This window comes from Paraburkholderia sp. OAS925, from assembly GCF_040543975.1.
Classification (GTDB): domain Bacteria; phylum Pseudomonadota; class Gammaproteobacteria; order Burkholderiales; family Burkholderiaceae; genus Paraburkholderia; species Paraburkholderia graminis.
In genome coordinates this window covers 16,592-42,129 of record NZ_JBEUNO010000002.1, presented here as the reverse complement: position 1 = coordinate 42,129, position 25,538 = coordinate 16,592, and the positions used below count along the sequence as shown (strand labels likewise).

Below are 25,538 nucleotides of genomic sequence, written 5' to 3'. Positions count from 1 at the left end.
GCCGGGTAACGCGGCGGGCTTTGTTCACTAATTTCGATTTCATCATCGGGATTTTTTGATTCTGTCGCCCGCTGCCGGGCCGTATATTGAGGTTCCCGGCGCAGGCGCCAACGGGAAACAGAACGAAGCGGCGTGCGCGGCAACTGCGCCCACCGCCTGATCGGCATATTGGGACGCACATGCAAGCAGAGCGCACATTCAACATATCGACACTCATCGAAGAGCAGAAGACAGGACGTTTCGCGGTCGGCTTGCTGTTCTGGTGCTTCCTCATCATGCTGATGGACGGTTACGACCAGACGGCCGTGTCGTTCGCGGCGCCCGCCATCATCAAGGAGTGGCACGTCGCACGCGGCGGCTTTGGACCGGTCTTCGGCGCGGGTCTGTTCGGCACGTTGATCGGCTCGTTCATCTTCGGCTACTTCGGCGACCGCTTTGGCCGCAAGCGTGCGATCGTGTCGGGCAGTCTGTTTTTCGGTCTGCTGACGCTTCTGTCGGTGTGGGCAACTTCGCTGCACGAACTCATGCTGCTGCGTTTTATCGCCGGTCTCGGCATGGGCGGCGTAGTGCCGAATTCGGTTGCGCTCGTCGCCGAATACGCGCCCAAACGGTTGCGCGCCACATGGGTGACGCTGATGTTCTCGGGCTTTTCCATCGGCGCGGGGTCCGGCGGGCTGGTTTCGTCGGCGCTCATTCATCGCTATGGCTGGCCGGTGATGTTCGTCGTGGGCGGTATCGGCTCGCTCGCGGTCGCGTGCCTGCTGATCGTGACGCTGCCGGAATCCGCGAAGCTGCTGGTAGTGCGTCAGCGCAGTGTCGAAACGGTGCGCAAGCTCGTTGCGCGTCTGCGCCCCGAACTGGCGCTTCCCGCCGACGCGCAGTTCGTGCCCGGCGAAGTGCAGGAAAAGAAGCGCTTTGTGCTCAAGCTGATTTTCTCCGACGGCCTGCGCGCAATCACGCCGTTGCTGTGGATCGTATTCATCGTCAATTCAATGGCGCTGTACTTCCTGCAGAACTGGCTGCCCATTCTGATGGAAGGTGTCGGCATCAATCCGCAGAGCGCCGGTGTCATCACAACGATGTTCTCGGTGGGCGGCGTGCTCGGCGGACTGATCCTGTGCCGCTTTGTCGACCGTCACGGCGTGCTTGCGATCATCTCGTTGCCGGCGGTCGGCTGCCCCGTGGTCGCTTTCCTCGGGCATGGCATGTCGGAGGCGTGGCTCATGTTCGCCGTGTTCGCGACGGGTTTCTGCGTGGTCGGCGCGCAGTACGGGCTGTACGCGGTGGCGGGGATGATTTACCCGACCTCGTTCCGCTCGGCGGGCGTGGGCAGTGCAATCTCCGTCGGCAAGATCGGCTCGGTATCGGGGCCTGTGATCGGCGGAATTCTGCTGTCCATGCATCTGCCGATCTCGCAGATGTTTTACGCGGCGTCCGGACTCTTTCTCGTCGCCGCCATCTTCTCGACCGTGCTGGCAGTGTTGTACAAGGCGCGATTCGGCGAACAGCATAAACAGGACGACGCCCGCATCAAGGAGATGCGTTCCGCGCTGGGCGACTCCTGATCCGGACCAGACAGAAGCGTTCATACAATCAGCCGGCCGGCGCCGCAAACAGGCGAACGGCCGCAGCCACGGAGACCCGATGAGCCCGTACTTCGAACGTGCTTGTGGATGCGCGCCGGCGCGCGCCATGCGCCGCGCCGATGGGAGATACACGCGATGACTGTGCTTCCCGAAAGCGCCAGCGCTGTTGCCCCGGCCGTTGACATCACCGCGCTCATCGAGCGGCAGAAGTTGCGCGGCTTTTCGCTGGGCCTGATTGCATGGTGCTTCGTGATCGTGCTCATCGATGGCTACGATCAGGTCGCCGCTGCCTATGCCGCGCCCACGCTCGTCCGCGCATGGCACGTGAAGGCTACCGAGTTCGGTCATGTGTTCGGTTACGGCCTCGTCGGCGTGCTCGTCGGTTCGTTGCTGCTGGGCTTTCTCGGCGATCGCATTGGACGGCGTCTCACGATCATTTACGGCGTGTTGTGGTTCGGCATCCTGACACTTGCGTGCAGCCGGGCGGCATCGCTCGATCAATTGACCGTGCTGCGTTTTGTTGCGGGAATCGGCATGGGCGGCGTGGTGCCCAATACGGTCGCGCTGGTGTCGGAATATGCGCCGAAGGCACGCCGCGCGACATGGATCACGCTAATGTTCTCGGGCTTTTCGATCGGAGCCGGCGGCGGTGGCGCGATCGCTTCGTGGATGCTGCCGCGCTTCGGCTGGCCGGTTCTCTTCGAGGTGGGCGGCGTCGCGGCCATTGCGGTCGCCCTCGTGTCTTTCGCCGTGCTGCCCGAGTCCGTCCGTTTCCTGATCCTCAGGGGGCGGGCGCCGCGCGAAGTCGCCCGCATCGCTCGCCGTCTCGGTTCGGACAGCGTTTTCAACGACGCGGAAAACCAGGCTGCGCGCTATATCGTTCAGGACGAAAAGCGTATTCGCGCGACACCGCTCGCGTTGTTCGGCAACGGTCTTGTCCGTGTGACGCCTTTGCTGTGGGCGCTCTTTGTCCTGAATTCGCTCGCACTGCATTTTCTGCAGAACTGGCTGCCGATTCTGTTCAGCATGAGCGCGCTGCCGGCGGCGCAGGCAGCGAAAGCCGCGATGATGTTTCCGGTCGGCGGGACGGTCGGTGCGCTCGCGCTGTGCCGATGCGTGGACCGTTACGGCATAGCGGTGATTCTGTTGCTCGCTTTGGTCGGGCTTCCGGTTTGCATCTCGCTCGGCATGCCGATGCCCGCTCTTTGGCTCTACGGCGCGTCGTTCATGAGCGGGGTATGCGTGATCGGCAGTCAGTTTGCGCTCTATGCGGTGGCCGGCATGCTGTATCCGACGATGTTGCGCTCGGCCGGAGTCGGCTCGGCTATCGGCATCGGCAAGCTCGGCTCGGTAATCGGCTCGGTGCTCGGAGGCGTCTTGCTGGCGATGCATTGGCCGGTTGCCGATCTTTTCATGAACGTGTCGGGCGTTTTCATCTTCATTGCGCTGTTGTCCGTCTGGCTGGGCTGGAACCGGCGCCGCGCAGCGAGCCAGTCGATCGCGTAACTCAACGCCGCTTGCCGCAACCAGGCGCGGCATATACGGGCAAGGCCGTGCGCGAGTCGACGCGTCATAGCGTCCACGGCATTTATCCGATTTCAAGAGCAGAGGTTCGCATCATGCTGTCCCTTTCCAACGCTTCCAACGCCTCCAACGCTTCCAACGCTTCCAACGCTTCCAACGCTTCCAACGCTTCCAACGCTTCCAACGCCTCCACCGCCTCCACCGCCGACATGGCCACACCGTTCTCCGAACCGGACCCGGTTAGCAACGCCGATGCGTTCGGCGCGACAGATCGTGCGGCGGCACCTGCCGGGCTGCGCAAGGCGATTTCGTTGCAGCAGCGCATTGCGCTGACGATGGCCTTGCTCGCCGCGCTGATGATCGCCATCGGCGTGCTCGGACTGGCGGGCGCATGGCGTGCGAACCAGGCGACGCGCGATACCTATGAGAACAAGCTGACGGCTGCAGTTCACATCGGTAACGCCGAACTGTTGATGGCGCGTACCCGCCTCGTGCTCGGCGGTGCAATGGCCGCGACGGACACCGCGCGCGCGGGCGAGCAGATTCGCCATGCCGCCGACTTCCTCAAGCAATCGGACGAACAGTGGCGCAGTTTCGTGAACGAGCCGCACGAAGCGGGCGAAGCGTCTCTTATCGACGCCGCGGGGCAGCGCCGCGACGCAATGCGTGTCGCGATGCGAGCGTTCCTCGACGCGCTGCAGTCAGGTGACCGGTCGACTGCGCAGCGGATCGGCGTATCGCAGTTGAGCACGCTGTTCAACGACATGAGCGCGGCGAACGATACGCTCAAACGCTCGCTGTATGCCAATGCGAAACGCAGCTACGACGACGCGGAACACTACTTCAAGCTTTTCTTTGCGGGATCGACGGCGATGCTTGCGTTCGGCGTCGCCGCGGCGGCGTTTAGCTGGCTTGCGCTGCGCCGTGCGATCGTTGCGCCGCTTCGCGACGCGCTTGCGCACTTCGACGCGATCGCGGCCGGAGATCTGAGCCGCACGGTTGCCCGTCACCGCGCCGATGAAATGGGACAACTGCTCGACGGACTGCATCAGATGCAGGCGCGGCTCGCGCAAACGGTAACGGCGGTGCGCGACAGTTGCGAATCGATTGGTACGGCCGTTGGCGAGATTGCTGCCGGCACGCTGGATCTGTCCGCCCGGACGGAAGAGCAGGCGGCGTCGCTCGAGCAGACCGCCGCGAGCATGAGCGGTCTGACGGAGACGGTGCGCCGCAATGCGACGCGGGCGCAGCAAGCATATGGCGTCGCGCAGGAGGCGGCCTCGGCCGCGAACCAGGGCAATCATGCCGTCGAAGAAGTGAGCAAGACCATGGCGCGCATCGACGCCAGTTCGAGGAAGATCGCGGACATCACGGGAATCATCAAGGGCATCGCGTTCCAGACCAATATTCTCGCCTTGAACGCCGCCGTGGAAGCGGCGCGGGCCGGCGTGCATGGACGGGGCTTTGCCGTCGTCGCCGCCGAGGTGCGCTCTCTCGCGCAGCATGCGTCGACGGCTGCGAAGGACATTGGCGTGCTGGTGGTGGATTCCGTCGGCGCGGCGGCGGATGGCTCGACGCTCGTAACACATGCGGAAGGCGCGATCCGGGCCGTGCTCGACGCAGCCGGACGCTTTCGCGAAGTAATGAGCGAGATGACTGCCGCGGCCGAGGAGCAGCGCGTCGGCATCGAGCAGGTCGATGCCGCGTTGACCATGATGGATTCGATCACGCAGCAGAACGCGGCGCTCGTCGAGCAGGCGAGCGCATGCGCCCAGTTGCTCGACGAGCAGTCCCGGCAGTTGAGCCGGCAAGTCGCGGTGTTTCGCATCGGCGCCGCATAGCGATGCCGGTGCGGTGCGGCCTTGCCTCAGCGTGCGGCGCTTACGACCTACGACTTACGACTGTGACGACACCTGCTCGCGCCACCGATACGCCTGCTGCCATCCAAGCAAACGCTTGAGCTTCTCGTTACTCAGCAAGGTCTCGAACTCGCCGAGCGGCTTTTTGACCGGCACATTCGGGTAGTAGGTCTTCAGCAGTTCGGCAACCGGGCGGTCCGAAGAGACGTCGTCGGCGGCGACATTCATCACCGTGTAGCCCAGCCCGTCTTTTTCAATGCCGAGACGGCAGGCCGCCGCGAGATCGCGGCCGTCGATATAACTCCATGCGATGCGCTTTCTCAACGCAGGGTCCTTCAGCCAGACGGGGAATTTCCGGTAGTCCTCGGGATCGAGTACGTTGCCGATACGGAAGCAGTAAATGTCCGAGCCCGTGCGCGCATGAAACGCCTTGGCCGTCACTTCATTAATGACCTTCGACGTGGCGTAGCTGTCCATCGGGTCCACCGGGTACTCCTCGTCGAGCGGAAAATACGCCGGGTCGCGATGGCGATGCGCGAACACCACGCCGTATGTCGTCTCGCTGGAAGCCACGATAACCTTCCTGATGCCGAGCTTCGCCGCCGCGTCCAGCACGTTGTAAGTGCCCATCACGTTGATGCGGAACACCTCGTTGTCGGTCGTGACGAGAATGCGCGGAATCGCCGCGAAATGCACGACCGCGTCAATCGGCTTGGGCTCGATGTCGTCGTCGAATTCCTTCGCCGTTGTAGTGGATGCGAACGCATTGAATACCTGTCCCGCATCGGTGATGTCGGTGATCAGGGTTCGCGCCGTGCCTTTGGCCATCGGTACGCGGTCCACATTGAGCACTTCATAGCCGTGCGCCACCAGATCCTCGACGACCCATTTGCCGGCAAGTCCGCTGCCGCCCGTCACTATCACTCGCTTGGTCATGCCTTGTCTCCTTTACAGTTCATAAAGCCGTCCGGTTGTGCCGCGCCGTTGATCACACGACTCGCATCCTAACGCCGCGCCTCGCGCGAATGCTGTGACGCGCGTCATAGGCACGGAGCCTTTCATCGCGCTATCCGCAGGCAATCTACGGGTGAATCCCGATACGGATCTATGACGGGCGTCACAGATTTCCGCGGGCCGGCGCTTCTATGATCTGTTCCGGGCTTGTAAAGAGGAGCGATCGGTGACCGCAATATCGTCGAAGAAGGAACCCCAGCCTGCGCCGTCGCGTGCCGCGGAACGGATCAAGGCGTGTCTGCGGATACGCGAGCTGAACGTGCTGTCGGTGCTGCTGCTGGTCGGCTTGCTGATCAGCGTCTTCTCGCCGTACTTCCTCACGACCAACAACCTGATGGGCGTGTTCCGCTCGTTTTCGCTGATCGCGCTGATGTCGATCGGCATGATGCTCGTGATCATTACAGGCGGCATCGACCTGTCGGTGGGCTCGGTCATGGGCTTATCGTCGCTCGTCACCGCGCTTGCCTTCCAGCACGGTTACAGCGCGCCGGTGGCGATCGGCGCGGGGCTCGGCGTGGGACTTGCCGTCGGCGCGTTCAACGGCTTCATGATTACGTGGATACAACTGCCGCCTTTCATCGCGACGCTGGGCACGCTGTCGATCGGCCGCGGCCTCATGTACATCGTCACCAAAGGCGTGCCCGTCACGCCCGACGTGCCCGACAGTTTCACCTTCGTCGGTCAGGGCTATATCGGTTTCGTGCCCTTCCCGGTCGTCATTCTTCTGGCGATGACAGCCGTCTTTTCCATCGTCATGCGGCAGACGCGCTTCGGCCGTCATGTCTATGCGACGGGCGGCAACGAAGTGGCCGCGCGCCTGTCCGGCGTGCGCACGGCCCGCGTCAAGTTCTCGGTCTATGTGCTGTCCGGACTGATCGCGTCGATGGCGGGCGTCATCGCGTTCTCGCGCTTCGTATCGGCGGAGCCGGCCTCCGGTTTCGGCGCCGAACTCGACGTGATCGCGGCGGCCGCCATCGGCGGCGCGAGCCTGTCGGGCGGCGCGGGCAGCGTGGAAGGCGCGATCATCGGCGCGGCGCTCGCGGGAATCATCACGAACGGCGTGGTGCTGCTCAATATCGATACCTATGCGCAGCAGGCCATCACCGGCTGCGTGATTCTCATTGCCGTCAGCATCGACATCTGGCGCGTGCGCCGCAAGGAACGCTAGAAACACTAGAAACACGAGTCATACCGAGTGCCGCGAACACAACATCAGGAGACATGCATGAAACTCACGCAACGTATTACCGCGGGCGCGTTGGTCGCGCTGGCCGCGTCGGTCGGCACAACGGCTCACGCGAAGGACGCAAAAGATATTTCGGTGGCCGTCATTCCCAAAGTCGCCGTGCCGTTCTTCGACGACTGCAACAAGGGTGCGAAAACGGCGGCCGACAAAGCCGGCGTGAAATACCAATGGGTGGTGCCGCAAAACACCCAGGGCTCCACGCAGGTACAGATCATCGAAGATCTGATTTCAAGGCACGTGGATGGCATTGCGATTTCTGTCAATGAGCCGAAGTCGGTCGAGAGCGTGATGAAGCGCGCGGAGCAAAGCGGCATCAAGGTGCTGACGTACGACTCGGATTCGCCGAAAAGCGGCCGGTCCATGTATATCGGCACGAACAACGAACAGGCGGGCGCCACCCATGGCCGAGACAATGGGCAAGGCGCTCAATGGTCAGGGTGAAGTCGCGATCATCACGGGGCAGCTCGGCGCGGTCAATCTGAACGAACGCATTGCCGGCATCAAGAAGGGCCTGGCGAAGTATCCGGGCATCAAGGTGGTCGAGACGCAAGGCACCGACGACGACCTGGCGCGCGGCGTGTCGGTCGTCGAAACCACGCTGCGCGCGCATCCGAACCTCAAGGGCATTTTCGGCGTGAGCCAGGTCGGCGGGCCGGCGGTCGCGAAAGTGCTCAACACGCGGGAATTCGGCGCGATGAAGGGCAAGCTCGAAGCGCTCGCCTTCGACGATCTTCCTGACACGCTCAAAGGTCTCAAGGACGGCTACATTCAGGGCATCATGGTCCAGCGCCCGGTGACGATGGGCTCGCTCGCGGTCGACCATCTCGTCGCGCAGATCCAGGGCCAGGAAGGGCAGCCGAAGGACATCGACACGGGCGTGACCGTGGTCACGAAGGACAACATGACCAGCTATACGAAGTGATGAGCCCCGTGACAGGCGTTCCGTTTCTGGAGATGCGCAACATCTCCAGAACCTTCCCCGGCGTCAAGGCGCTCGATCGCGTGAATCTCGAGATCCGCGCGGGCGAAGTGCTCGCGCTTGCCGGCGAGAACGGCGCCGGCAAAAGCACGTTGATGAAGATACTCACCGGTATCTATGCGCCCGACGCAGGCGGCACGATTCTCATCGAAGGGCAGGAAGTCACGCTGGCCGACAGCCATCACGCTCGCGCGCTCGGCGTGAACATCATTTACCAGGAACTGGCGGTCGTCGGCAATCTCACCGTCGGCGAGAACATCTTTCTCGCGAGGGAACCGCGCACGCGGCTCGGGCTGATCGACCGTCCGCGCATGTATCGCGAGGCGCGCGAGGTGCTGGCCACCATCGACATGAATATCGATCCCGCCACGCGCGTGAGCGAACTGAGTGTCGGACAGCAGCAGATGATCGAGATCGCCAAGGCTTTGTGTGCGCAGTCCAGGGCCATCATCATGGACGAGCCGACAGCGTCGCTCAGTCATCACGAAACGGGCATACTGCTGCGAATCGTCAAGCGCTTGCGGGAACGGAACATCGCTGTGGTGTATATCTCGCATCGTCTGGAGGAAATCTTCGAACTCGCGGATCGCGTGACCGTGCTGCGCGACGGACGCACGGTCGGCACGGCGCCGATTGCCGAGATGACCCGCGAGACGCTCGTGCGCATGATGGTGGCGCGCGAGTTGAGCGAACTCTACGGCGAGCCGGATTCTCATGCGAGCGGGGAGGCCGTGCTCGAAGTGCAGGCGCTGTCGCTCAAACCGGTCAGAGGGGCGGCGCCCCGCATTCGCGACGTGAGCTTCACGTTGCATCGCGGCGAAGTGCTTGGCATTGCCGGCCTCGTCGGTTCCGGGCGCACCGAAATAATGGAAATGATCTTCGGCATGCGGGCATGCACGGGATCGATCAGGATCGACGGCAAGCCGGTGGAGATCCGCAATCCGCACGATGCAATCAGAGCCGGCATGGGCTTCGTTACCGAAGACCGCAAGGCCCAGGGGCTCGTGCTCGGCATGAGCGTGCGCGAGAATTTCAGCCTCACGCATCTCGAGCGCTATTCGCCGTTCCAGTTCGTCCAGCCTGCGCGAGAACGCGAGAGCTGCCAGCATTTCGTGCGCATGCTGGGCATCAAGACGCCGGGCGTGGAGCAGAAGGTCGTCAACCTGAGCGGCGGTAATCAGCAGAAGATCGTGATCGCCAAGTGGGTCGCGCGCAGCCCGAAAGTGCTGATCGTCGACGAGCCCACGCGCGGGATCGACGTGGGAGCCAAGGCGGAGGTGCACGCGCTGATTGCGAGGCTCGCGGCCGAGGGCATTGGCGTGATCGTCATCTCTTCCGATCTTCTCGAAGTACTTGCCGTGAGCGACCGGATTCTGACGGTGCGGGAAGGCCGCATTAGCGGCGAATTGAGCAGGGCGGAAGCATCGCAGGAAAAGGTGATGGCACTCGCCACCGCCTGAAAATCATTCAACGAAGTAACGGACACGAACATGACCACGATCGTCGTTATACATACCGGCCCAGTCACGGTCGACCCGCTCAAGGCGCAATTCGCCGCGCAACTCGCCGATGCGCGGGTCGTCAATATCGTCGACGACAGCCTGCTCGCCGATGTGCGTTCGGCGGGGCACCTGACGCCCGAAGTAACGCGCCGCCTTTATAGCTATATGGCGAACGCGGAAGCGCTCGGCGCGGACATCATTCTCAACGCGTGCTCGTCGGTGGGCGAGGCGACCGATTTGCTGCGCGGCATGATCCGCACGCCAATCGTCAAGGTGGACGAAGCGATGGCTGACGAGGCCTGCGCGCTCGGACCGCGAATCGGCGCGGTCGCTACCGTGTCCACGACGCTGGAGCCCACGGTGCGCCTCATTCGCAGGAAGGCTGTCGAGCGCGGCGTTGAGATCGAGGTGACGGAATGCATCGCGCAAGGCGCATTCGAAGCGCTGCTTGCGGGCGACGCCGCGAAGCACGACGACATCCTCAAACGCGCGATTATCGAGCTTGCTGGACAGGTGGATGTGATCGTGCTCGCGCAAGTCTCGATGGCGCGCCTCGTGCCGTCGCTCGGCTCGCTGCCGGTGCCTGTGCTGTCCAGTCCGCAGAGCGGCGTGGCGTCGGTCAAGCGCGCATTAGCGGCGCTCTGAACTCGCGCGGCGCCTGGCTTGCGCTTGCCGGTACGGCCGTAAAGCTGGGCGCTCTTGTGATGTAGCGCGTGACGAACGCAGGCGTCAGCACGATCTTGCGCTCGTGCATGTCGACGAAGCCTTCCGCCTTCAGGTCGCTGAAGTGCCGGTTGACGGATTCGCGCGACGTGCCGATGAATTCCGCCAGCTTGTCCTGTGCGATCGGCAAGTCGATCAGGATGGTATCGCCGTGCTCCGGGTGCTCGTGGGCCGCACCGACCTGGCCGGCGAACATGACGAGGATGTTGACGAGCCGCTTTCTGACATCGTGCAGCGAGAGATTCTCGATCAACTGCTGTGCTTCCTGCCAGCGCAGATAGTGATTGCGCAGCACGAACTGATTGATGACGTCGTAACGCGCGAGCAGTTCCTTGAAATCGGCCTTGCGGATATAGCAGACCATGCTCGGCGTCAGCGCCTGCGCGTGATGGGAATAGTTCTCTTCGTTGAGCACGTCGCCGTCGCCGAAAATCATGCCCGCCTTCACGAACGCAAGCGTGATTTCCTGGCCGTCCTCGGTCAGACGGTAGAGCCTTACGCTGCCGCTCTTGAGCAGGTACACGTGCTCGCTCGATTCGTCCGGCCGATAGATGACGGCGTTCTTACGCAGCGTGCGATGGTCGCTAAAGGCAGGCATGACCTCGTCGAGGCAATGACATTCGATCAAAGAGAGCAGTTCGCTCTTGCCGACAAACCACATTGTCGTCTCCTTAAATTTGCCTTGCGAATGCAGCGCCCATTCAGGCGTTTGTAATAGCGCGGCGTTGTGCGATTCATTCTACACACCGACCATAAAAACGCGCTCGGCACAGCGCGTTCAGCACTTTGCAAGGCGTCGCCGCGCAAGCCGGATTTTGCGCAACGCAGCGCGGCGAGAAGCGTGCATCGACAAGGATGAGCGTCCGGACTTGCTGCGCGTGCGACACAATTCGCGGCTCGTGAAGGGCGGCAGACGCGAGAAAAAACCAAGGGAAACTCCCTACAAAAACATCAGATGTCTGATGTATATTGGGCGCAGTGACGAGCGAGAGACAACATGCGCCTGAGCGTAGAGCGATCGATGAGCGACAAGATTCAGGAGTCGCTGCTGACCATGATTCGTGAGCGCAAGCTCAAGCCGGGTGACCAGATTCCTACTGAGCTGGAGCTCTGCGAACTGCTTGGCGTCGGCCGTTCGAGTTTGCGCGAAGCAGTGGCGCAAATGATCTCGCATGGACTGCTTTCACGGATTCAGTGGGCGCGGCACCTTCATCAGACAAATTTCGTTGAAGCTGCAAGGTGGCCTCGATGATCTGATGTCTGTAACTGACATGATCAGGAGCGTGGGCGCCGTACCTTCCACGAGCCGTATTCAGATGGACAGCATTGCCGCATCGGAGAGTCTTGCCGAGAAGCTTGGAATCGCGCCCGGCGACAGTTGCATCCGCATCGAACGGGTGCGCCGCGCCGACGATGCAATTGCCGCTTATTGCATCGACACGATTCCGAAAACGCTTTTCGACGAGGCGCAGGGTGAATTGGGCGAATCGCTATTCGGCATGTTCGCGCGGACTGGCCGGCGTTTGTCGCATACGCACACGTCGATACAGCCCACCATTCTCACGCCGCGCGATCTGCCCGAGTTGGGCGATGGTTTCGGCATGTTTCTGCTGCTGGACGAAGTGGATTTCGATCAGAGCGGCGAGCCGCTTTGCTATAGCAACGACTACTACAACACGAGCATCTTCAAGTTCGACCTGGTGCGCAAGCGTCGCTAAAGACGTCTTTGGTCGATGAGCGCCGGAAGCAACATCGGAGGAGGCACCGATGGAGTTTGAAGCCTTTACCGCAAGCGAGCTCGCAGCGTATCTCGGCGCCATTCCCAAGGTGCGCGCGCTGCTCGGCGAGCCGGACGATCTGGACGTCGCCGAAGTCGGCGACGGCAATCTGAATTATGTGTACTTCGTGACGAATGCGAAGGCGCCGCAGCGCAGCGTCGTGGTCAAGCAGGCTCCGCCCTTTTTGCGGCTGGTCGGCAAGACGTGGCCGCTGTCGTGTCAGCGCATGGAGCACGAAGTCGCGGCCCTGCGCCGCTTCGGCGCGCTTTGCCCGCAGCATGTGCCCAAGGTGTATCACGCCGACAGCCAGCGTTTTCTGATGGTCATGCAACGGCTCGCGTCGCATTGCATTTTGCGGCAAGGGCTGATGAGCGGCATGACCTATCCGAAGCTCGCGGCGCATCTGTCCACCTATCTCGCGCACACGCTCTTTCATGGCTCGGATCTGTTCCTTGCGCCCGACATCAAAAAGCAGGCGGTGAGCGCAGCCGTCAATGTCGAACTGTGCAGGATCACTGAAGATCTGGTGTTCACGTTTCCTTTCGAAGATCATCCGTCGAATATTTATAGCCCGGCCTTGCCGCTATCCGCGCTTGAACGTTTGAGAACGAACGAAGCGTTGCGCATTGCCGCGGGCGACATGAAGTGGGCATTCATGAACCGCGCGGAGACCTTGCTGCACGGCGATCTGCATACCGGCTCGATCATGGTCAACGAGGACGAGACGTTCGTGATCGATCCGGAGTTCGCTTTCTACGGGCCGATGGGTTTCGACATCGGCGCGGTGCTGGCCAATCTCCTTCTGGCCTATTTCTCGCGCGACTGGCATGGCCGTGCTGACGGAGGCGACCCGGCGGCTTACGAGGAATGGCTGCTGGCTCAGGTGATCGGCATATGGAACGGCTTTAGCGAGCAGTTCGTTGCGCTGTGGCGCGATCACGAAAGCCGCAGCGAGCGCCGCTTCATCGGCGGACAGGGGCAGACACGCGCGCTCGAAGGCTATTGCGCGCATTTCATGCGCCGCCTGCTTGCCGATACGCTCGGTTTTGCCGGCTGCAAGATGATCCGCCGCATCGTCGGCATGGCGAAGGTCGCCGACATCACGCGCATACCGGATGCGCAGGCGCGGGCGCGAATCGAAGTGCGTTGTCTGCGCTGCGCCGAAGCCTTGCTCGTCGAACGCGAGACGCTCACCGACATCGAGCAGGTCGCCATGCTCGCGCGCGAGATTCGCCGCGAGACGCCTGTACACGTTTAACGCACACGGAGCTTTCATGGTTGCGCAGTCCCTGTTCCCCGCGCTGGCCCCTACGATCGAATGGCGCGACGGCGATCTTCTGCTGCTCGATCAGACTCGCCTGCCGCATGAGATCGTCGTGGAGCATGTCGCCGATGCAGCCGCAGTGTGGCGAGCCATTCACGAATTGCGGGTGCGCGGCGCGCCGGCCATCGGCGTCGCGGCGGCGTATGGACTGTGCGTCGCTGTTCAGGATGCCCGCGCATTGCCGCTCGCGCAGTTTCGGGCGGAACTCGAACGGCGCGCACGCTGGCTCGACACCGCGCGTCCCACTGCCGTCAATCTGAGCTGGAGCCTCAGACGCATGCTGCAACGTGCGCTCACGTGCGGCGCAAGCGATACCGCTGCGCTTTACGCTGCGCTCGTCGACGAGGCGCAGCAGATCCATGCGGAAGACCAGGCGCTGTGCGAAGGCATCGGCCGTCATGGCATGCCGCTTATCGGACAGGGCAGCGGCGTGCTCACGCATTGCAACGCGGGGGCGCTTGCCACGACTGGCCTAGGCACTGCAACCGCGCCGATTTACGCAGCGCATCGCGAAGGCGTGACCTTCAAGGTATTCGCGGACGAAACGCGGCCGCTGCTGCAAGGCGCGCGTCTCACCGCGTTCGAATTGCAGCAGGCGGGCGTCGACGTGACACTGATCATGGACAGCGCGGCCGCTTCGATCATGTCGCAGGGACTCGTGGACCTGGTGATCGTCGGCACCGACCGCGTGGCGGCCAACGGCGACTTTGCCAACAAGATCGGCACGCTCGGGGTTGCCATTGCAGCGAAGCATTACGGCATACCGTTCTACGTGGCGTGCCCGTCGTCGACGCTGGACTTTCGCACGCCGAGCGGCGCGCAAATCGAAATCGAGGAGCGCTGCGACGAAGAAGTCACGCATATCGCGGGACAACGCACGGCGGCGCCGGGCATCAAGGTCCGCAATCCCGCATTCGATGTCACGCCGCAAGAACTCGTCACGGGTTTCATTACTGAACGCGGCATCGTGAGGGCGCCGTTCGAACGATCGCTCGGCAGTCTCTTTCCGGCGGCAGGGAACGCGGCATGAGTGCGGCAACGGAGCGCGCGTTGCGCCGGGACATTGTCGAGACCTCGCTCGAGATGGAGCGGCTCGGCATCAACCAGGGCACTTCGGGCAACGTGAGCGCGCGCCTCGGCGATGGTTTTCTGATCACACCGAGCGGCGTGCCGGCGCGCGAGCTGCGCGAAGACAGCATCGTGTGGCTATCGCTCGACGTGGCCGACGACGCGGACGTGCTGCGCGAAAAGCGTCCGTCGTCCGAATGGCGCATTCATCGCGACATTCTTCGCGCGCGGCAGGAGATGCATGCGGTCGTGCATACGCATTCGATCGCGGCCACGGCGATGGCAATTCATGGACGCGACATTCCGGCGCTGCATTACATGGTGGCGGCAGCAGGCGGCGATTCGATTCGCTGCGCGCCGTACGCGCTGTTCGGCACACAGTTGCTTTCGGACCATGCGCTCACGGCGTTGCAGAACCGCCGCGCGTGTCTGCTTGCGCATCATGGCGTGGTCGCGCTGGGTGTCGATCTGGCGCGCGCCGTCTGGCTCGCGCACGAAGTGGAAGTGCTGGCAAGGCAGTATCTGCTCGCCTGTCAACTGGGAGCGCCGCCGCTTCTGTCGGGTGAGCAGATGGACGAGGTGCTCGAAAAGTTCAAGACGTATGGCAGGCGCAAGGAAGCCGAGCGTTAGCACGCTTGCTTGAAGGAAGTGGTCGTTCGCATCGCAGTGAAGAAATCCTACAACGGAGACAGCTATGGCCTGGAGTTCAGCAAGATTCGACGGATGGGACGTATTGGGTAAATCGACCTGCGCGGTGTTGCTGTGTGCGGCAGCCGCGCTTGCCGGGTGTTCGAAAAGCGACAACAGTTCGACCGGCAGCAGCTCGACCGGCAGCGCGAGTGAAGCCGCGAGCGCGCCGGCGAGCGCGCCCGTGGCGAACGCAGCGGGCGGCAAGACGAAGATCGGCTTCTCGGTCTCTACGCTCAACAATGCGTTCTTTGTCGGCCTCAAGGCGGGCGTGGAGAAGGGCGCCAAGGAGCAGGGCTTCGATCTCGTGCAGACCAATGCGAACGGCGACGCGCAGCAGCAGGTCAACGACGCCATCAATCTTCTGAGCCAGGGCGTGACAGCACTGGTACTCAATCCGATCGATTCGAAGGCCATCATTCCCGCTGTCGAAAAAGCCAATGCGATGAACATTCCGGTGTTCACGCTGGATCGTGGTTCGGATGGCGGCAAGGTCACGTCTTTTGTTGCATCCGATAACGTTGCGCTAGGGCAGACGGCCGCCAAATGGATCGCCGACCAGTTGACGAAGCGTTACGGCTCGGCGAAAGGCAACGTGGTCGACCTGATCGGGCTCGTCGGCACGACGGCCGCCACCGATCGCGAGAAGGGCTTTAGCGACGAGATCGCCAAGTATCCCGACATCAAGGTGGTCGCGCGTCAGGAAGGCGCATTCGATCAGGAGAAGTCGCTCAACGCGATGACCAATATCCTGCAGAAGTATCCTCAGATCGACGCGGTGTTCGGTGCTAACGACGACAACACGGTCGGCGCGGAAAAGGCCATCGACAATGCGGGCCGCTACAAGCCGCTCGACGACAAGCAGCACATTCTGGTGATCGGCGCAGACGGCACGGCGCAGGCACTGTCGGCGATTCGCGCGGGCAAGCAGGACGCGACCATTTCGCAGAACCCGATTCAGATGGCCGCCAAGTCGCTGCAATTCGTCGCGGATTACACCGCGAAAAAGGACGTGCCGGCGAACTATGCGTGGCCGACCCTGCTGATCGACAAGTCCAATATCGATTCGGATGCGACGAAGAAATATGGGCTGTGGTCCGAGGAAGTCAAACAGTAAGACGGGTCGCGGGCTGCGTTGCAGCGGACGGTGCGCGCAGCCCGCAAACGGAATGAGGCGACATGACAGTGCAAGCCGAAGAACGGGAGCGCGTGCCCGTCGAGACACCTGTGCCGCTGCTGCGCATGCAGGGCATCGTCAAAAGTTTTCCGGGCGTGAAGGCGTTACGCGGCGTGAGTCTCGAATTGCAGGCCGGGCATGTGATGGCGATCGTCGGCGAAACACGGCGCGGGCAAGTCGTCACTCGTCAAAACGCTGTCGGGCGCGTATGAGCCCGACGAAGGCACGATCGAAATAGACGGCGTGCCGCTGGCGCGCGGCACCCATGCGGCCATCGACGCAGGCGTCGCCGTGATCTATCAGGAACTCTCGCTGATCAACGACATGACGGTGGCGGAAAACCTGTTTCTCGGCCGCATGCCGGCGCGCAAAGGTTTCCTCATGCAGCGCGAAGCCAATCGGCTCGCGCGGGCGGCGCTCGCGCGCGTGGGCCTCGACGATGTGCCGCCGTGGATGCGCCTCGGCGATTTACCGCTCAACAAGCGCCAACTGGTCGAAGTTGCGAAAGCCATTACGCGCGATGCGCGCATTCTCGTGATGGACGAGCCGACCGCCGCGCTGCAAAGCCAGGACATCGTCAATCTGTACGCTGTAGTGCGCAGGCTGCGGGCGGCGGGCATGGGCATCATCTTCATTTCGCATCATCTGGAAGAGGTGTTCGAGCTGGCCGATTCGGCGGTCGTGATGCGCGACGGCGCGACCGTCGGCGCGCGTCCCATGTCGCAATGGACCGAAGCCGAACTCGTGCAGGCGATGGTCGCGCGCAATCTCGAGTCGTTCTATCCGTGGGAGCCGCGCGATTACGGCGATGTCGTGCTCGAGGTGCGTGATCTCGCCAGTGCGCCGCTGCTGCGCAATGCGAGCTTCAAGGTGCGCGCGGGCGAGATTGTCGGCATAGCGGGAATCGCGGGCGCGGGGCGCACCGAACTGCTGAAAACGATCTTCGGCGCGCTGCCTGCGACGGCCGGCGAGATACGCGTCAAGGGCAGGAAGATCTCGAATCATTCGCCGACCGAAGGCGTGCGTCATGGCCTCGTCTATACGTCCGAGGATCGCAAGCTGGAGGGGCTCGTGCTCGATGCCAGCATCGAAGAAAACATCGCACTGTCCAGTCTGAAGGCGCTGGCCACGGGCGGATTCGTCAGCCGCGCCAGAAAGCGGGAAACTGGCACGCGACGCCAGCACGCGCTTTAACGTGCGTTCGTCGTCGGTCCTGCAGGTCACGGGCACGCTGTCCGGGGGCAACCAGCAGAAGGTGATTCTCGGGCGCGCTACCGCAACACAACCCGTTGTGATCATGCTCGACGAGCCGACGCGGGGCATCGACGTAGGGGCGAAGACGGAAATCTACGCGCATATGGTGTCGATGGCGCGCGCGGGCGCTGCGGTCGTCATGGTGAGTTCCGAATTGCCGGAACTGCTCGGCATGTCGGATCGCGTGCTCGTGATGTATCGCGGCAGCATCGTGACGGAAATTGCGCGCGACAACGCGCATTCCGAAGCTGTCATTCAATGGGCTACAACAGGAGCAGGCGCATGACCTCCACGGCAGCCAACCGCGCGGATACGGAGGCGCTGTCGCGCCGCGTGATTCGCCAACTGAGGAGCGGAATCGGGCCACTGTTCGCGGCGCTCGTGCTGATCTGCATCGCGTTGTCGATTGCATCGCCCGAGTTTCTGACGACCAGCACGCTGACCAACATCATGGTGCAGGTGTCGGTGGTCGGCATAGCGGCGGTGGGCGGGACCTTCGTGATCATCACGTCGGGGATCGACCTTTCGGTCGGCTCGCTCGTCGCGTTGACCGGCATGGTCGCCGCGACTGTGATGGCGGGGTCCACGCCGGGCGCGGTCGGCCTCGGCATTGCGGGGCTATGCGTGGCGCTCGCGGTCGGCGCAGCCGCGGGAGCGTTGAACGGCCTCGCGGTGGCGTGGCTGCGGCTCGTGCCCTTCATCGTCACGCTCGCGATGATGGCGATGGCGCGCGGCCTCACGCTCGCCATTTCGGACGGCCGCACCAAGTTCGATTTCCCGAATGCCTTCACCGCGTTCGGCGCGAAGACGGTCGCGGGCCTGCCCATGCCGATGATCGTCATGCTGGTGATCTTCGCCATCGGCCATGTGTTGTTGCGCAAGACGACGTTCGGCCATCAGGTGTTCGCAGTGGGCGGCAATCAGGAAGCCGCGCGTCTTGCGGGCATCCCCGTGCATCGCGTCGTGTTCCTCACTTACATGCTGGCCGGCGTGACGGCGGCGATTGCCGGGATCGTGCTGGCGGGGCGGCTCAATTCCGCCCTGCCTTCCGCGGCCAACGGGCTGGAGTTGCAGGTCATCGCGGCGGTCGTGATTGGCGGGACGTCGCTTGCCGGCGGGCGCGGGTCGATTGTCGGAACGTTTATCGGCGTCGTGCTGATCGGCGTGATCAATGTGGGATTGTCGCTGCTCGGCGTCAATCCGTTCTGGACGCAGTTCATACAGGGCGGCGTCATCTTCGCGGCGGTCCTGCTGGATGCGCTCAGTCAGCGGCGCAAGCAGTAAGCGCCTTATTGCATCTGTGAAAGCACCCCAAAACCGGAGGAGCAGCACGTGAAGAAAATCATCAATGAACCGGATGTCTTCGTCGACGAGATTATCGAAGGGCTGCTTGCCGCCCATCCGGCGTGGATCAAAAGCGCAACGGCCGACAAGCGGGCGCTGGTCCGCAAGGACGCGCCCAAAGAGGGGCGCGTGGGCATCGTGACGGGCGGCGGTTCGGGTCATCTGCCCGGCTTTCTCGGCTACGTGGGCGAGGGTTTGTGCAGCGGCGTCGCGGTGGGAAACGTCTTTTCGTCGCCGTCCGCCGAGCAGATTCTGGAGGCGACCAAGGCCGTGAACGGCGGCGCCGGCGTGCTCTACGTCTATGGAAACTACGGCGGCGACGTGCTGAACTTCGATCTCGCCGCCGATCTCGCCGAGCCGGAGGGCATCGAAATTCAGACAGTGGTGCTGACCGACGACGTCGCTTCCGCACCGAAAGAGCGCGCCGCGGACCGCCGCGGCGTGGCGGGCATGCTGTTCGCGTTCAAATGCGCGGGAGCGGCAGCGGAGCGCGGCGATTCGCTCGACGACGTGGCGCGCATCTGCGGCAAGGCGAACGCCAGTTGCCGCACCATGGGCGTCGGCCTGTCGCCGACGATCCTGCCCGCTGCCGGCAAGCCGACCTTCACGCTGCCTGAAGGCGAGATGGAGATCGGTATCGGTATTCATGGCGAGCCCGGCACGCACCGCGGCAAGCTCGAATCCGCGGATGCCATTGCGGAGCGCATCACGCGCGAAATTCTCGACGACCTCGACGCGGAGAAAGGCTCACGCGTGGCATTGCTCGTCAACGGCCTCGGCGCGACGCCACTAGAAGAGCTGTATCTGCTCTATCGACGTTCGGCGCGCCTGATCGCGGATCGCGGCCTGAAGGTGGCGCGCTCCTATGTCGGCGAATACGTGACGAGTCTCGAGATGGCGGGCGCATCCATTACGGTGATGCTGCTCGACGACGAGCTTCAGGCGCTGCTCGAAGCGCCGGCGAATTCGCCGTTCTTCCGCGACGGCACGGCATCCTGAAGAGGTCCGGCAATGACTGTATCCAGCAAGGAAATGCGTGAGGTTTTGACGCGCGCACTGAATGCGCTGCCGGCCCACGCCGACGAACTGCGCGAACTCGACGCGGCATTGGGCGACGGCGATCTCGGCATCACGGTACGCGCAGGATCGGCAGCGGTGGTGAAGGCGCTTTCCGCACTGCCCGACGAAGCATCGGTTGCGGATGTGCTGCTGGCTGCCGGCAAGGCGTTCTCGACCGCCAACCCGTCAACGTTCGCGGCGCTCGTGGGCGGCGGCCTGCTTGCTGCTGCCAAGGCGACGGCCGGGGTACAGAGCGCCGGGCGCGCCGACGCGCTGACGATCGGGCGCGCGGTGGCGGCTCGCATCGTCGAGCGCGGCAAGAGTCAGGTCGGCGACAAGACCGTGCTCGATGCGCTTGTTCCGAGCCTCGACACCCTGGAGGCATCGGAAGGCAGCGCCGTCGAACTGCTCGACGCGATGATCGCGACGGCGCAGGCGCAAGTCGCCGCCACGGCCTCGATGCAGTCGCGAAAAGGCCGTGCCGCCTGGGTGCAGGAACGGAGCATCGGCCATGCGGACCCCGGTGCGACCGCTTACGTGCGCTTTCTGGAGGCGCTGCGCACGGCGTTTGCCGCCTAGGGCGACAGAGAGCACGTTCATTGACGGTGCGGGCGGGTTCGCAGCCGCGCTGCCCGCGCCGGAGAAAGCGTTCGCGGACGCGGCGATAGGTGTCGGCTGTCGCCGCGTCCGCAGGTTATCGCCCTCCCTGGTAACCGAAGCTCATGCGCCCGCACGTCCATAGCTAGTCCACGCTGCCTCCCGCGTGTCGACCCTACGCGGAGCATGCGCGCCTGCGCTTTGCTGGCGGCTTGCTCGCGTTCGAATGCGTGCCGCGCATGATTAGCGACACGCCGCCGCCCAGACTCCCTAATTCCCAATCTGCCGTTTTGATCACTTCGATCATAAAAATGAGCGATTTGCGCAAGTCTGCCGACCGCAGTACACTTGGACATGATCGTTTCAATCAAAAAAGCGACCGATCCGATCAAAACCCAATCAGAGCGGAGACTGGCATGGCCCAAATAAACATCAAGCGCGGCATCGAACGCGTACCCGGCGGCATGATGATCGTCCCCCTGCTGTTAGGCGCGCTCGTCGCGACCTTTCTGCCGGGCATGCCGAAGTTTTTCGGCTCGTTCACGAATGCGCTTTTCACTGGCGCGCTGCCGATTCTCGCGGTGTTCTACGTCTGCATGGGCGCGAGCATCGATGTCAAAGCGACACCCTATCTGCTCAAAAAGGGCGGGGCGCTGTTCGTCACCAAGGTCGGCGCGGCAATCGTCGTGGGCGTCGTGATGGGACATTTCCTCGGTGAACAGCCGATTTCGTCCGGGCTGTTCGCCGGCCTGTCGACTCTTGCCGTGGTCGCGGCGATGAACGACACCAACGGCGGGCTCTACATGGCGTTGATGGGCCAGTACGGCCGTTCTGAAGATGTCGGCGCGTACACCATCATGTCGCTCGAATCCGGACCGTTCCTGACGATGGTCACGCTGGGCGTCGCCGGCCTGTCCGCGTTTCCGTGGCCCACGCTCGTCGGCAGCATATTGCCGCTTGTTTTCGGCATGCTGCTCGGCAATCTCGACCGCGAAATGCGGGCGTTTCTCGGCAAAGCCGTCCCGGTCATGATTCCTTTTTTCGCGCTGGCGCTCGGGGCCAGTCTGGACCTGCATAAGGTTTGGCAGGCCGGCGTCCTCGGCATTGGTCTTGGCATCGCCGTCGTGATCGTTACCGGCATTCCGCTCTATCTCGCCGACCGTCTGACGGGCGGCACCGGAGTCGCGGGCACGGCCGCGGCGAATACGGCGGGCAATGCGGCCGCCGTGCCCGCGCTGATCGCCGCCGCCAACCCGGTCTACGCGGAAGCAGCGAAAAGCGCGACGCTGCTGGTGGCCGCCTGCGTGGTGGTGACCGCGATCCTGTCGCCGATCCTGACCGCCGCCGTCGCAAAACGCGTGCAGGTACGGCGCGAATCGAGGGAGCTGGCGCGATGAGCATGCTGATCATCGCCGACGATCTGTCCGGCGCGGCGGATTGCGCGATCGGTTTCGCGAGCGCGGGCTATCGCACGGTCGTCGCGCTCGAGGCGTCGGCGCAAGCGCTCGACGCCCATGCGGCCGACGTGATCGCCGCCGATACCGACACGCGCCGGCTGACGGCCGCCGAGGCCGCGCGGCGCACTGCGGCGGCCTGGCAGGCGTTGCGCGTACCGGGCCGGCGTCTGTACAAGAAGATCGACTCGACGCTGCGCGGCAATTGGGCCGCGGAAGTCGCCGCGCTGCAATCGCTCGCGGGTCTGGCGATCGTTGCGCCGGCATTCCCGGCGACCGGCCGGACATTGCGCGGCGGTCGTGTGTTGGTGCACGGCAAGCCGCTCGAAACTACGGATACCTGGAAGCTTGAAAACGCCGGCCGCGCCGCTGACCTGCATGCGATGCTGGCGGAGGTCGGTCTGTCGACGGCGCAACTGAACGTGGATGCGTTGCGCGAAGGCGGTCAGGCGCTCACGGCGCGGATCGCGGCGGTGGCGGCGAGCGGCACGCAGGCGCTGATCGTCGACGCAGAGACCAGCGAAGACCTGCTGACGCTCGCGCAGGCCACCACCCAAATGGATCAGGCGTTGTTCTGGGTCGGCTCGGGTGGCCTTGCTCGCGAGATCGCGAGCCTTGAAGGCTTGTTCGGCGCGCGAGCGGCAGAAGAGACGACAAGCGCTTCCGAACGGCAGCGAGAGAAACAAGAGAAGCAGCAGAAACAGCAAGACCATTCGCCGGTGCTGGTGCTGGTAGGCAGCCTGTCGGCGGTATCGGAGCGGCAGTGCGCGATGCTGCGCGATCGCGCCGGCATGGCGGAACTGACGGTGCCGCCAGGCGTGCTGCGTGACGGCGAACGTCACGCGGACTGGGCGGCATGGCAGACGCGCATTGGCGAGGCGCTCGGTACGCGCGCCGATCTCCTGCTGCGCATAGGCCGCGACGATGCGTTCGATCCTGCGGAAGGCGCGTTGCTGTCCGCGGCCCTTGCTGCGCTCGTCAAGCCGCACTTTGCGGCGCTCGGCGGCCTGATCGCCACGGGCGGCGAGACGGCGCGAGCGATGCTGAGCGCGGCCGGCATCGGCAGTATCGAACTGATCGCGGAGATCGAAGCGGGTGTGGCAGTCGGCAAGCCCGTCGCAACGTGCGCTTTGCGGCCGCATTTGCGTATCGTCACGAAGGCGGGCGCCTTCGGCACCGATCATGCGCTGTTCGCCGCCTGGCGCTATCTGCACGAAGCGCCGGCAGAACCGGCAGCATCCGCAGCACCGGCAGCCGCCGGAACCGGATTACACGACTCGGCCTGATCGCCGCGTTGGCGTAATCAGGCAGGCAGGACTGGCAGGACTGCACAGACATCAAGGACCAGGCAAAACACCATGAGCAACTACCTTCCCGTAATCGGCATCACGATGGGCGACGCAGCGGGCGTCGGCCCGGAGATCGTCGTCAAGAGCCTTGCGCACGACATCGTTTACAAGCAATGCCGTCCGCTCGTGATCGGCGATGCGCGCCGGCTCGAACGCGCGACTCAGATCGTTGGCGGCACGGCGAAAATCCGCCGTATCAAGGAGGCGGCCGAAGCGCGCTATGAGCCGGGCACGATTGACTGCATCGACCTCGATCTGATTCCCGACGATCTGCCGTTCGGCCAGTTGTCGGCAGTCGCGGGTGACGCCGCGTACCGGTTCATCGCGCGCGCGGTCGAACTCGCGGAGGCGAAGCAGATCGACGCGATCTGCACCGCGCCGTTAAACAAGGAAGCGCTGCACGCGGGCGGCCACAAGTTTCCCGGCCACACTGAAATGCTTGCGTACCTGACGGGCGTCGATGAAGTGTCGATGATGCTGGTAGCGCCGCAACTGCGCGTGATCCACGTGACGACGCACATCGGCATCATCGACGCGATCCGCAAGATCGAGCCGGGCCTCGTGCAACGCACGATCGAGCGCGGCAACGCGACACTGGTCAAGGCCGGCATTGCGAAGCCGCGTATCGGCGTGTGCGGCATCAATCCACACGCGGGCGAAAACGGCCTGTTCGGTTACGGCGAGGAAGAAGAGAAGATCGTTCCGGCAGTGAAAGTGTTGCAGGAGCGCGGCCTGGACGTGACCGGCCCGCTACCCGCGGATACGCTGTTCTTCCGCGCGGGCCGGGGCGACTTCGATCTCGTCGTCGCGATGTATCACGACCAGGGACATGGCCCGGTGAAGGTGCTGGGTCTCGAAGCCGGCGTGAACGTGACGGTGGGTCTCGAAGTCATCCGTACGTCGGTCGATCATGGCACCGCATTCGACATCGCGGGCAAGGGCATTGCCGACGAGCGCAGCCTGCTCGAAGCACTGCGCCAGGGCGCGGAACTCGCGACGCGGCGCGGCTGAACCCGCGCAATTAACGCCGAAGATGGCGTGCGAACCGTGGTGTAACATCGGCAGCCTTGTTACAGCAGAATCACACCCATGAAAGCGTCCGAGCGCCATCGCGCGATTCTCGAACTCGTCCTGACCGGCGACGCCAACGTAGAGCAACTGAGCGCCGCGCTCGGCGTGTCCGAGGCAACCGTCCGGCGTGACCTGACGACGCTCGCCAATCAGCGGCGGCTAGTACGCACCTATGGCGGCGCGACCGCGCTTATCGGCTCGCATGAACCGGAGGCGTCGCTCGAGGAGCGCAAGGCGACGCAGCGCGATCAGAAGGAAGCCATTGCGCGTGCGGCTGCCGCGCACGTGCACGACGGCGATACGGTATTGCTTGACGGCGGCACCACCTGTGCAGCGCTCGCGCGGCATCTTGGCTCGCGTGCTGATCTTCATGTGGTTACCAACAACCTGCTTGCCGTCATGACGCTTGCCAATGCACCGGGCGTGCATCTGACGCTGATCGGCGGCGATCTGCGCAACTCGAGCATGAGCACGGTCGGGCCGCTCGCCGAACTTTCGCTGAGCCGTTTGAGCGTGGACAAGGCGTTCCTGGGCGCCGACGGCGTGGTTGCCGGTTTCGGGCTTTGCGAGGCCAGCGCGCAGCAGGCGTATCTGAAGGACTGCATCATCCGGCGCGCGGCGCAGGTCATCGTGCTCGCGGACGCCGATAAGCTCGGCCGCTCGCGGCAGCAGCATTGGACTCCCCTCGAGCGCGACTGGCGGCTTATTACGTCGAGTGTCGCGGACGAGGCGTGTCTTGCGCCGTTCAGGGCGCTTCAGCGCGTCGTGGTGGAGACGGCCGATCTCGAGAACGCGCCGCTCGCTGCCACGCCCCGCGAAGCGGCGGTTCGAGGTACTGGAGTCGCTCGGGATTGAGCAGTGACGGCTGGTTGTCTGTATGGGCCAAGCCGCGCAGCAACAAATTCCGCAGGGAACCCGAGGTCGCCGTTGTTTTGCTCAACGA

The 25,538-nt window shown here is 63.5% G+C and carries 22 protein-coding genes and 2 pseudogenes; 21 read left to right on the top strand and 3 right to left on the bottom strand.

Features of this window, described 5'->3' with window-relative positions; translation table 11 throughout:
• The first annotated feature begins 179 nt into the window (after positions 1–179).
• Together ABIE53_RS18995 and ABIE53_RS18990 are read left to right on the top strand one after the other, a co-directional pair.
• Positions 180–1,565 carry an MFS transporter gene (locus ABIE53_RS18995; protein ID WP_107709626.1) on the top strand — a complete coding sequence of 462 codons (1,386 nt, stop codon included), beginning with the start codon at positions 180–182 and terminating at the stop codon, positions 1,563–1,565.
• A gap of 156 nt (positions 1,566–1,721) precedes the next feature.
• Positions 1,722–3,092 (top strand): MFS transporter, encoded by a 1,371-nt coding sequence (locus ABIE53_RS18990; protein ID WP_114158066.1) that lies wholly within the window; start codon positions 1,722–1,724, stop codon positions 3,090–3,092.
• Positions 3,093–3,174: 82 nt separating this feature from the next.
• Here the strand turns inward: ABIE53_RS18990 and ABIE53_RS18985 are convergent, their stop codons facing one another.
• The gene (locus ABIE53_RS18985; RefSeq protein WP_376915849.1) at positions 3,175–3,477 is read right to left on the bottom strand and encodes a hypothetical protein; all 303 of its coding nucleotides are present in this window, start codon (positions 3,475–3,477) and stop codon (positions 3,175–3,177) included.
• Here ABIE53_RS18985 and ABIE53_RS18980 point away from each other — a divergent pair.
• Positions 3,446–4,951, top strand: coding sequence for a methyl-accepting chemotaxis protein (locus ABIE53_RS18980; RefSeq protein ID WP_376915847.1), 1,506 nt, complete (start codon positions 3,446–3,448; stop codon positions 4,949–4,951). The genes ABIE53_RS18985 and ABIE53_RS18980 overlap by 32 nt on opposite strands.
• 54 nt (positions 4,952–5,005) lie before the next feature.
• On the opposite strand, the gene ABIE53_RS18975 is transcribed toward ABIE53_RS18980, so the two are convergent.
• Entirely contained in the window at positions 5,006–5,905 is a 900-nt protein-coding gene (locus ABIE53_RS18975) for an NAD-dependent epimerase/dehydratase family protein (protein WP_006049736.1), read from the bottom strand.
• Between the two features lie 244 nt (positions 5,906–6,149).
• Between ABIE53_RS18975 and ABIE53_RS18970 the strand changes: the two genes are divergently transcribed.
• The 4 genes and pseudogenes from ABIE53_RS18970 to ABIE53_RS18955 all read left to right on the top strand — a co-directional run bounded on the left by ABIE53_RS18970 (position 6,150) and on the right by ABIE53_RS18955 (position 10,355).
• On the top strand, positions 6,150–7,151 hold the full coding sequence (locus ABIE53_RS18970; protein ID WP_114157528.1) for an ABC transporter permease: 1,002 nt from the start codon (positions 6,150–6,152) through the stop codon (positions 7,149–7,151).
• A gap of 57 nt (positions 7,152–7,208) precedes the next feature.
• Positions 7,209–8,151: pseudogene (locus tag ABIE53_RS18965) on the top strand (sugar-binding protein).
• On the top strand, positions 8,151–9,668 hold the full coding sequence (locus ABIE53_RS18960) for a sugar ABC transporter ATP-binding protein (protein ID WP_192699884.1): 1,518 nt from the start codon (positions 8,151–8,153) through the stop codon (positions 9,666–9,668). The pseudogene ABIE53_RS18965 and the gene ABIE53_RS18960 overlap by 1 nt, the downstream one beginning before the upstream one ends.
• A gap of 30 nt (positions 9,669–9,698) precedes the next feature.
• Positions 9,699–10,355, top strand: coding sequence for an aspartate/glutamate racemase family protein (locus tag ABIE53_RS18955; RefSeq protein WP_192699885.1), 657 nt, complete (start codon positions 9,699–9,701; stop codon positions 10,353–10,355).
• On the opposite strand, the gene ABIE53_RS18950 is transcribed toward ABIE53_RS18955, so the two are convergent.
• On the bottom strand, positions 10,330–11,094 hold the full coding sequence (locus tag ABIE53_RS18950; protein WP_006049731.1) for a Crp/Fnr family transcriptional regulator: 765 nt from the start codon (positions 11,092–11,094) through the stop codon (positions 10,330–10,332). The genes ABIE53_RS18955 and ABIE53_RS18950 overlap by 26 nt on opposite strands.
• A gap of 360 nt (positions 11,095–11,454) precedes the next feature.
• Here ABIE53_RS18950 and ABIE53_RS18945 point away from each other — a divergent pair, with 360 nt between their 5' ends.
• The 14 genes and pseudogenes from ABIE53_RS18945 to ABIE53_RS18880 all read left to right on the top strand — a co-directional run bounded on the left by ABIE53_RS18945 (position 11,455) and on the right by ABIE53_RS18880 (position 25,450).
• Positions 11,455–11,685 carry a FadR/GntR family transcriptional regulator gene (locus ABIE53_RS18945; RefSeq protein ID WP_376915843.1) on the top strand — a complete coding sequence of 77 codons (231 nt, stop codon included), beginning with the start codon at positions 11,455–11,457 and terminating at the stop codon, positions 11,683–11,685.
• A gap of 4 nt (positions 11,686–11,689) precedes the next feature.
• Complete coding sequence (locus ABIE53_RS18940) at positions 11,690–12,151, top strand: GntR family transcriptional regulator (protein ID WP_376915841.1); 462 nt, start codon at positions 11,690–11,692, stop codon at positions 12,149–12,151.
• A 49-nt stretch (positions 12,152–12,200) separates the two neighbouring features.
• Positions 12,201–13,469: an S-methyl-5-thioribose kinase gene (gene mtnK / locus ABIE53_RS18935; protein WP_029970306.1), complete on the top strand. Its 1,269-nt coding sequence runs from the start codon at positions 12,201–12,203 to the stop codon at positions 13,467–13,469.
• Between the two features lie 16 nt (positions 13,470–13,485).
• Positions 13,486–14,565 carry an S-methyl-5-thioribose-1-phosphate isomerase gene (gene mtnA / locus ABIE53_RS18930; protein WP_029970307.1) on the top strand — a complete coding sequence of 360 codons (1,080 nt, stop codon included), beginning with the start codon at positions 13,486–13,488 and terminating at the stop codon, positions 14,563–14,565.
• Positions 14,562–15,233: an L-fuculose-phosphate aldolase gene (locus ABIE53_RS18925; protein ID WP_192699886.1), complete on the top strand. Its 672-nt coding sequence runs from the start codon at positions 14,562–14,564 to the stop codon at positions 15,231–15,233. The genes mtnA and ABIE53_RS18925 overlap by 4 nt, the downstream gene beginning before the upstream one ends.
• A 64-nt stretch (positions 15,234–15,297) precedes the next feature.
• Positions 15,298–16,407, top strand: a complete 1,110-nt coding sequence (locus tag ABIE53_RS18920; protein ID WP_192699887.1) for a sugar ABC transporter substrate-binding protein — start codon at positions 15,298–15,300, stop codon at positions 16,405–16,407.
• 62 nt (positions 16,408–16,469) lie between these two features.
• A pseudogene (locus tag ABIE53_RS18915) lies at positions 16,470–18,007 on the top strand (sugar ABC transporter ATP-binding protein).
• Positions 18,004–19,005 carry an ABC transporter permease gene (locus tag ABIE53_RS18910; RefSeq protein ID WP_006049724.1) on the top strand — a complete coding sequence of 334 codons (1,002 nt, stop codon included), beginning with the start codon at positions 18,004–18,006 and terminating at the stop codon, positions 19,003–19,005. Before ABIE53_RS18915 ends, ABIE53_RS18910 begins: the two are co-directional and overlap by 4 nt.
• A gap of 48 nt (positions 19,006–19,053) precedes the next feature.
• Positions 19,054–20,064: a dihydroxyacetone kinase subunit DhaK gene (locus ABIE53_RS18905; RefSeq protein ID WP_006049723.1), complete on the top strand. Its 1,011-nt coding sequence runs from the start codon at positions 19,054–19,056 to the stop codon at positions 20,062–20,064.
• A 12-nt stretch (positions 20,065–20,076) separates the two neighbouring features.
• Positions 20,077–20,703 carry a DAK2 domain-containing protein gene (locus ABIE53_RS18900; RefSeq protein WP_006049722.1) on the top strand — a complete coding sequence of 209 codons (627 nt, stop codon included), beginning with the start codon at positions 20,077–20,079 and terminating at the stop codon, positions 20,701–20,703.
• A gap of 434 nt (positions 20,704–21,137) precedes the next feature.
• The gene (locus tag ABIE53_RS18895; protein ID WP_029970314.1) at positions 21,138–22,118 is read left to right on the top strand and encodes a 2-keto-3-deoxygluconate permease; all 981 of its coding nucleotides are present in this window, start codon (positions 21,138–21,140) and stop codon (positions 22,116–22,118) included.
• Positions 22,115–23,461 carry a four-carbon acid sugar kinase family protein gene (locus ABIE53_RS18890; protein WP_192699889.1) on the top strand — a complete coding sequence of 449 codons (1,347 nt, stop codon included), beginning with the start codon at positions 22,115–22,117 and terminating at the stop codon, positions 23,459–23,461. The genes ABIE53_RS18895 and ABIE53_RS18890 overlap by 4 nt, the downstream gene beginning before the upstream one ends.
• A gap of 72 nt (positions 23,462–23,533) precedes the next feature.
• Positions 23,534–24,535, top strand: a complete 1,002-nt coding sequence (gene pdxA, locus ABIE53_RS18885) for a 4-hydroxythreonine-4-phosphate dehydrogenase PdxA (protein WP_029970316.1) — start codon at positions 23,534–23,536, stop codon at positions 24,533–24,535.
• A gap of 78 nt (positions 24,536–24,613) precedes the next feature.
• Complete coding sequence (locus ABIE53_RS18880; protein ID WP_192699890.1) at positions 24,614–25,450, top strand: DeoR/GlpR family DNA-binding transcription regulator; 837 nt, start codon at positions 24,614–24,616, stop codon at positions 25,448–25,450.
• Positions 25,451–25,538: the final 88 nt, after the last annotated feature.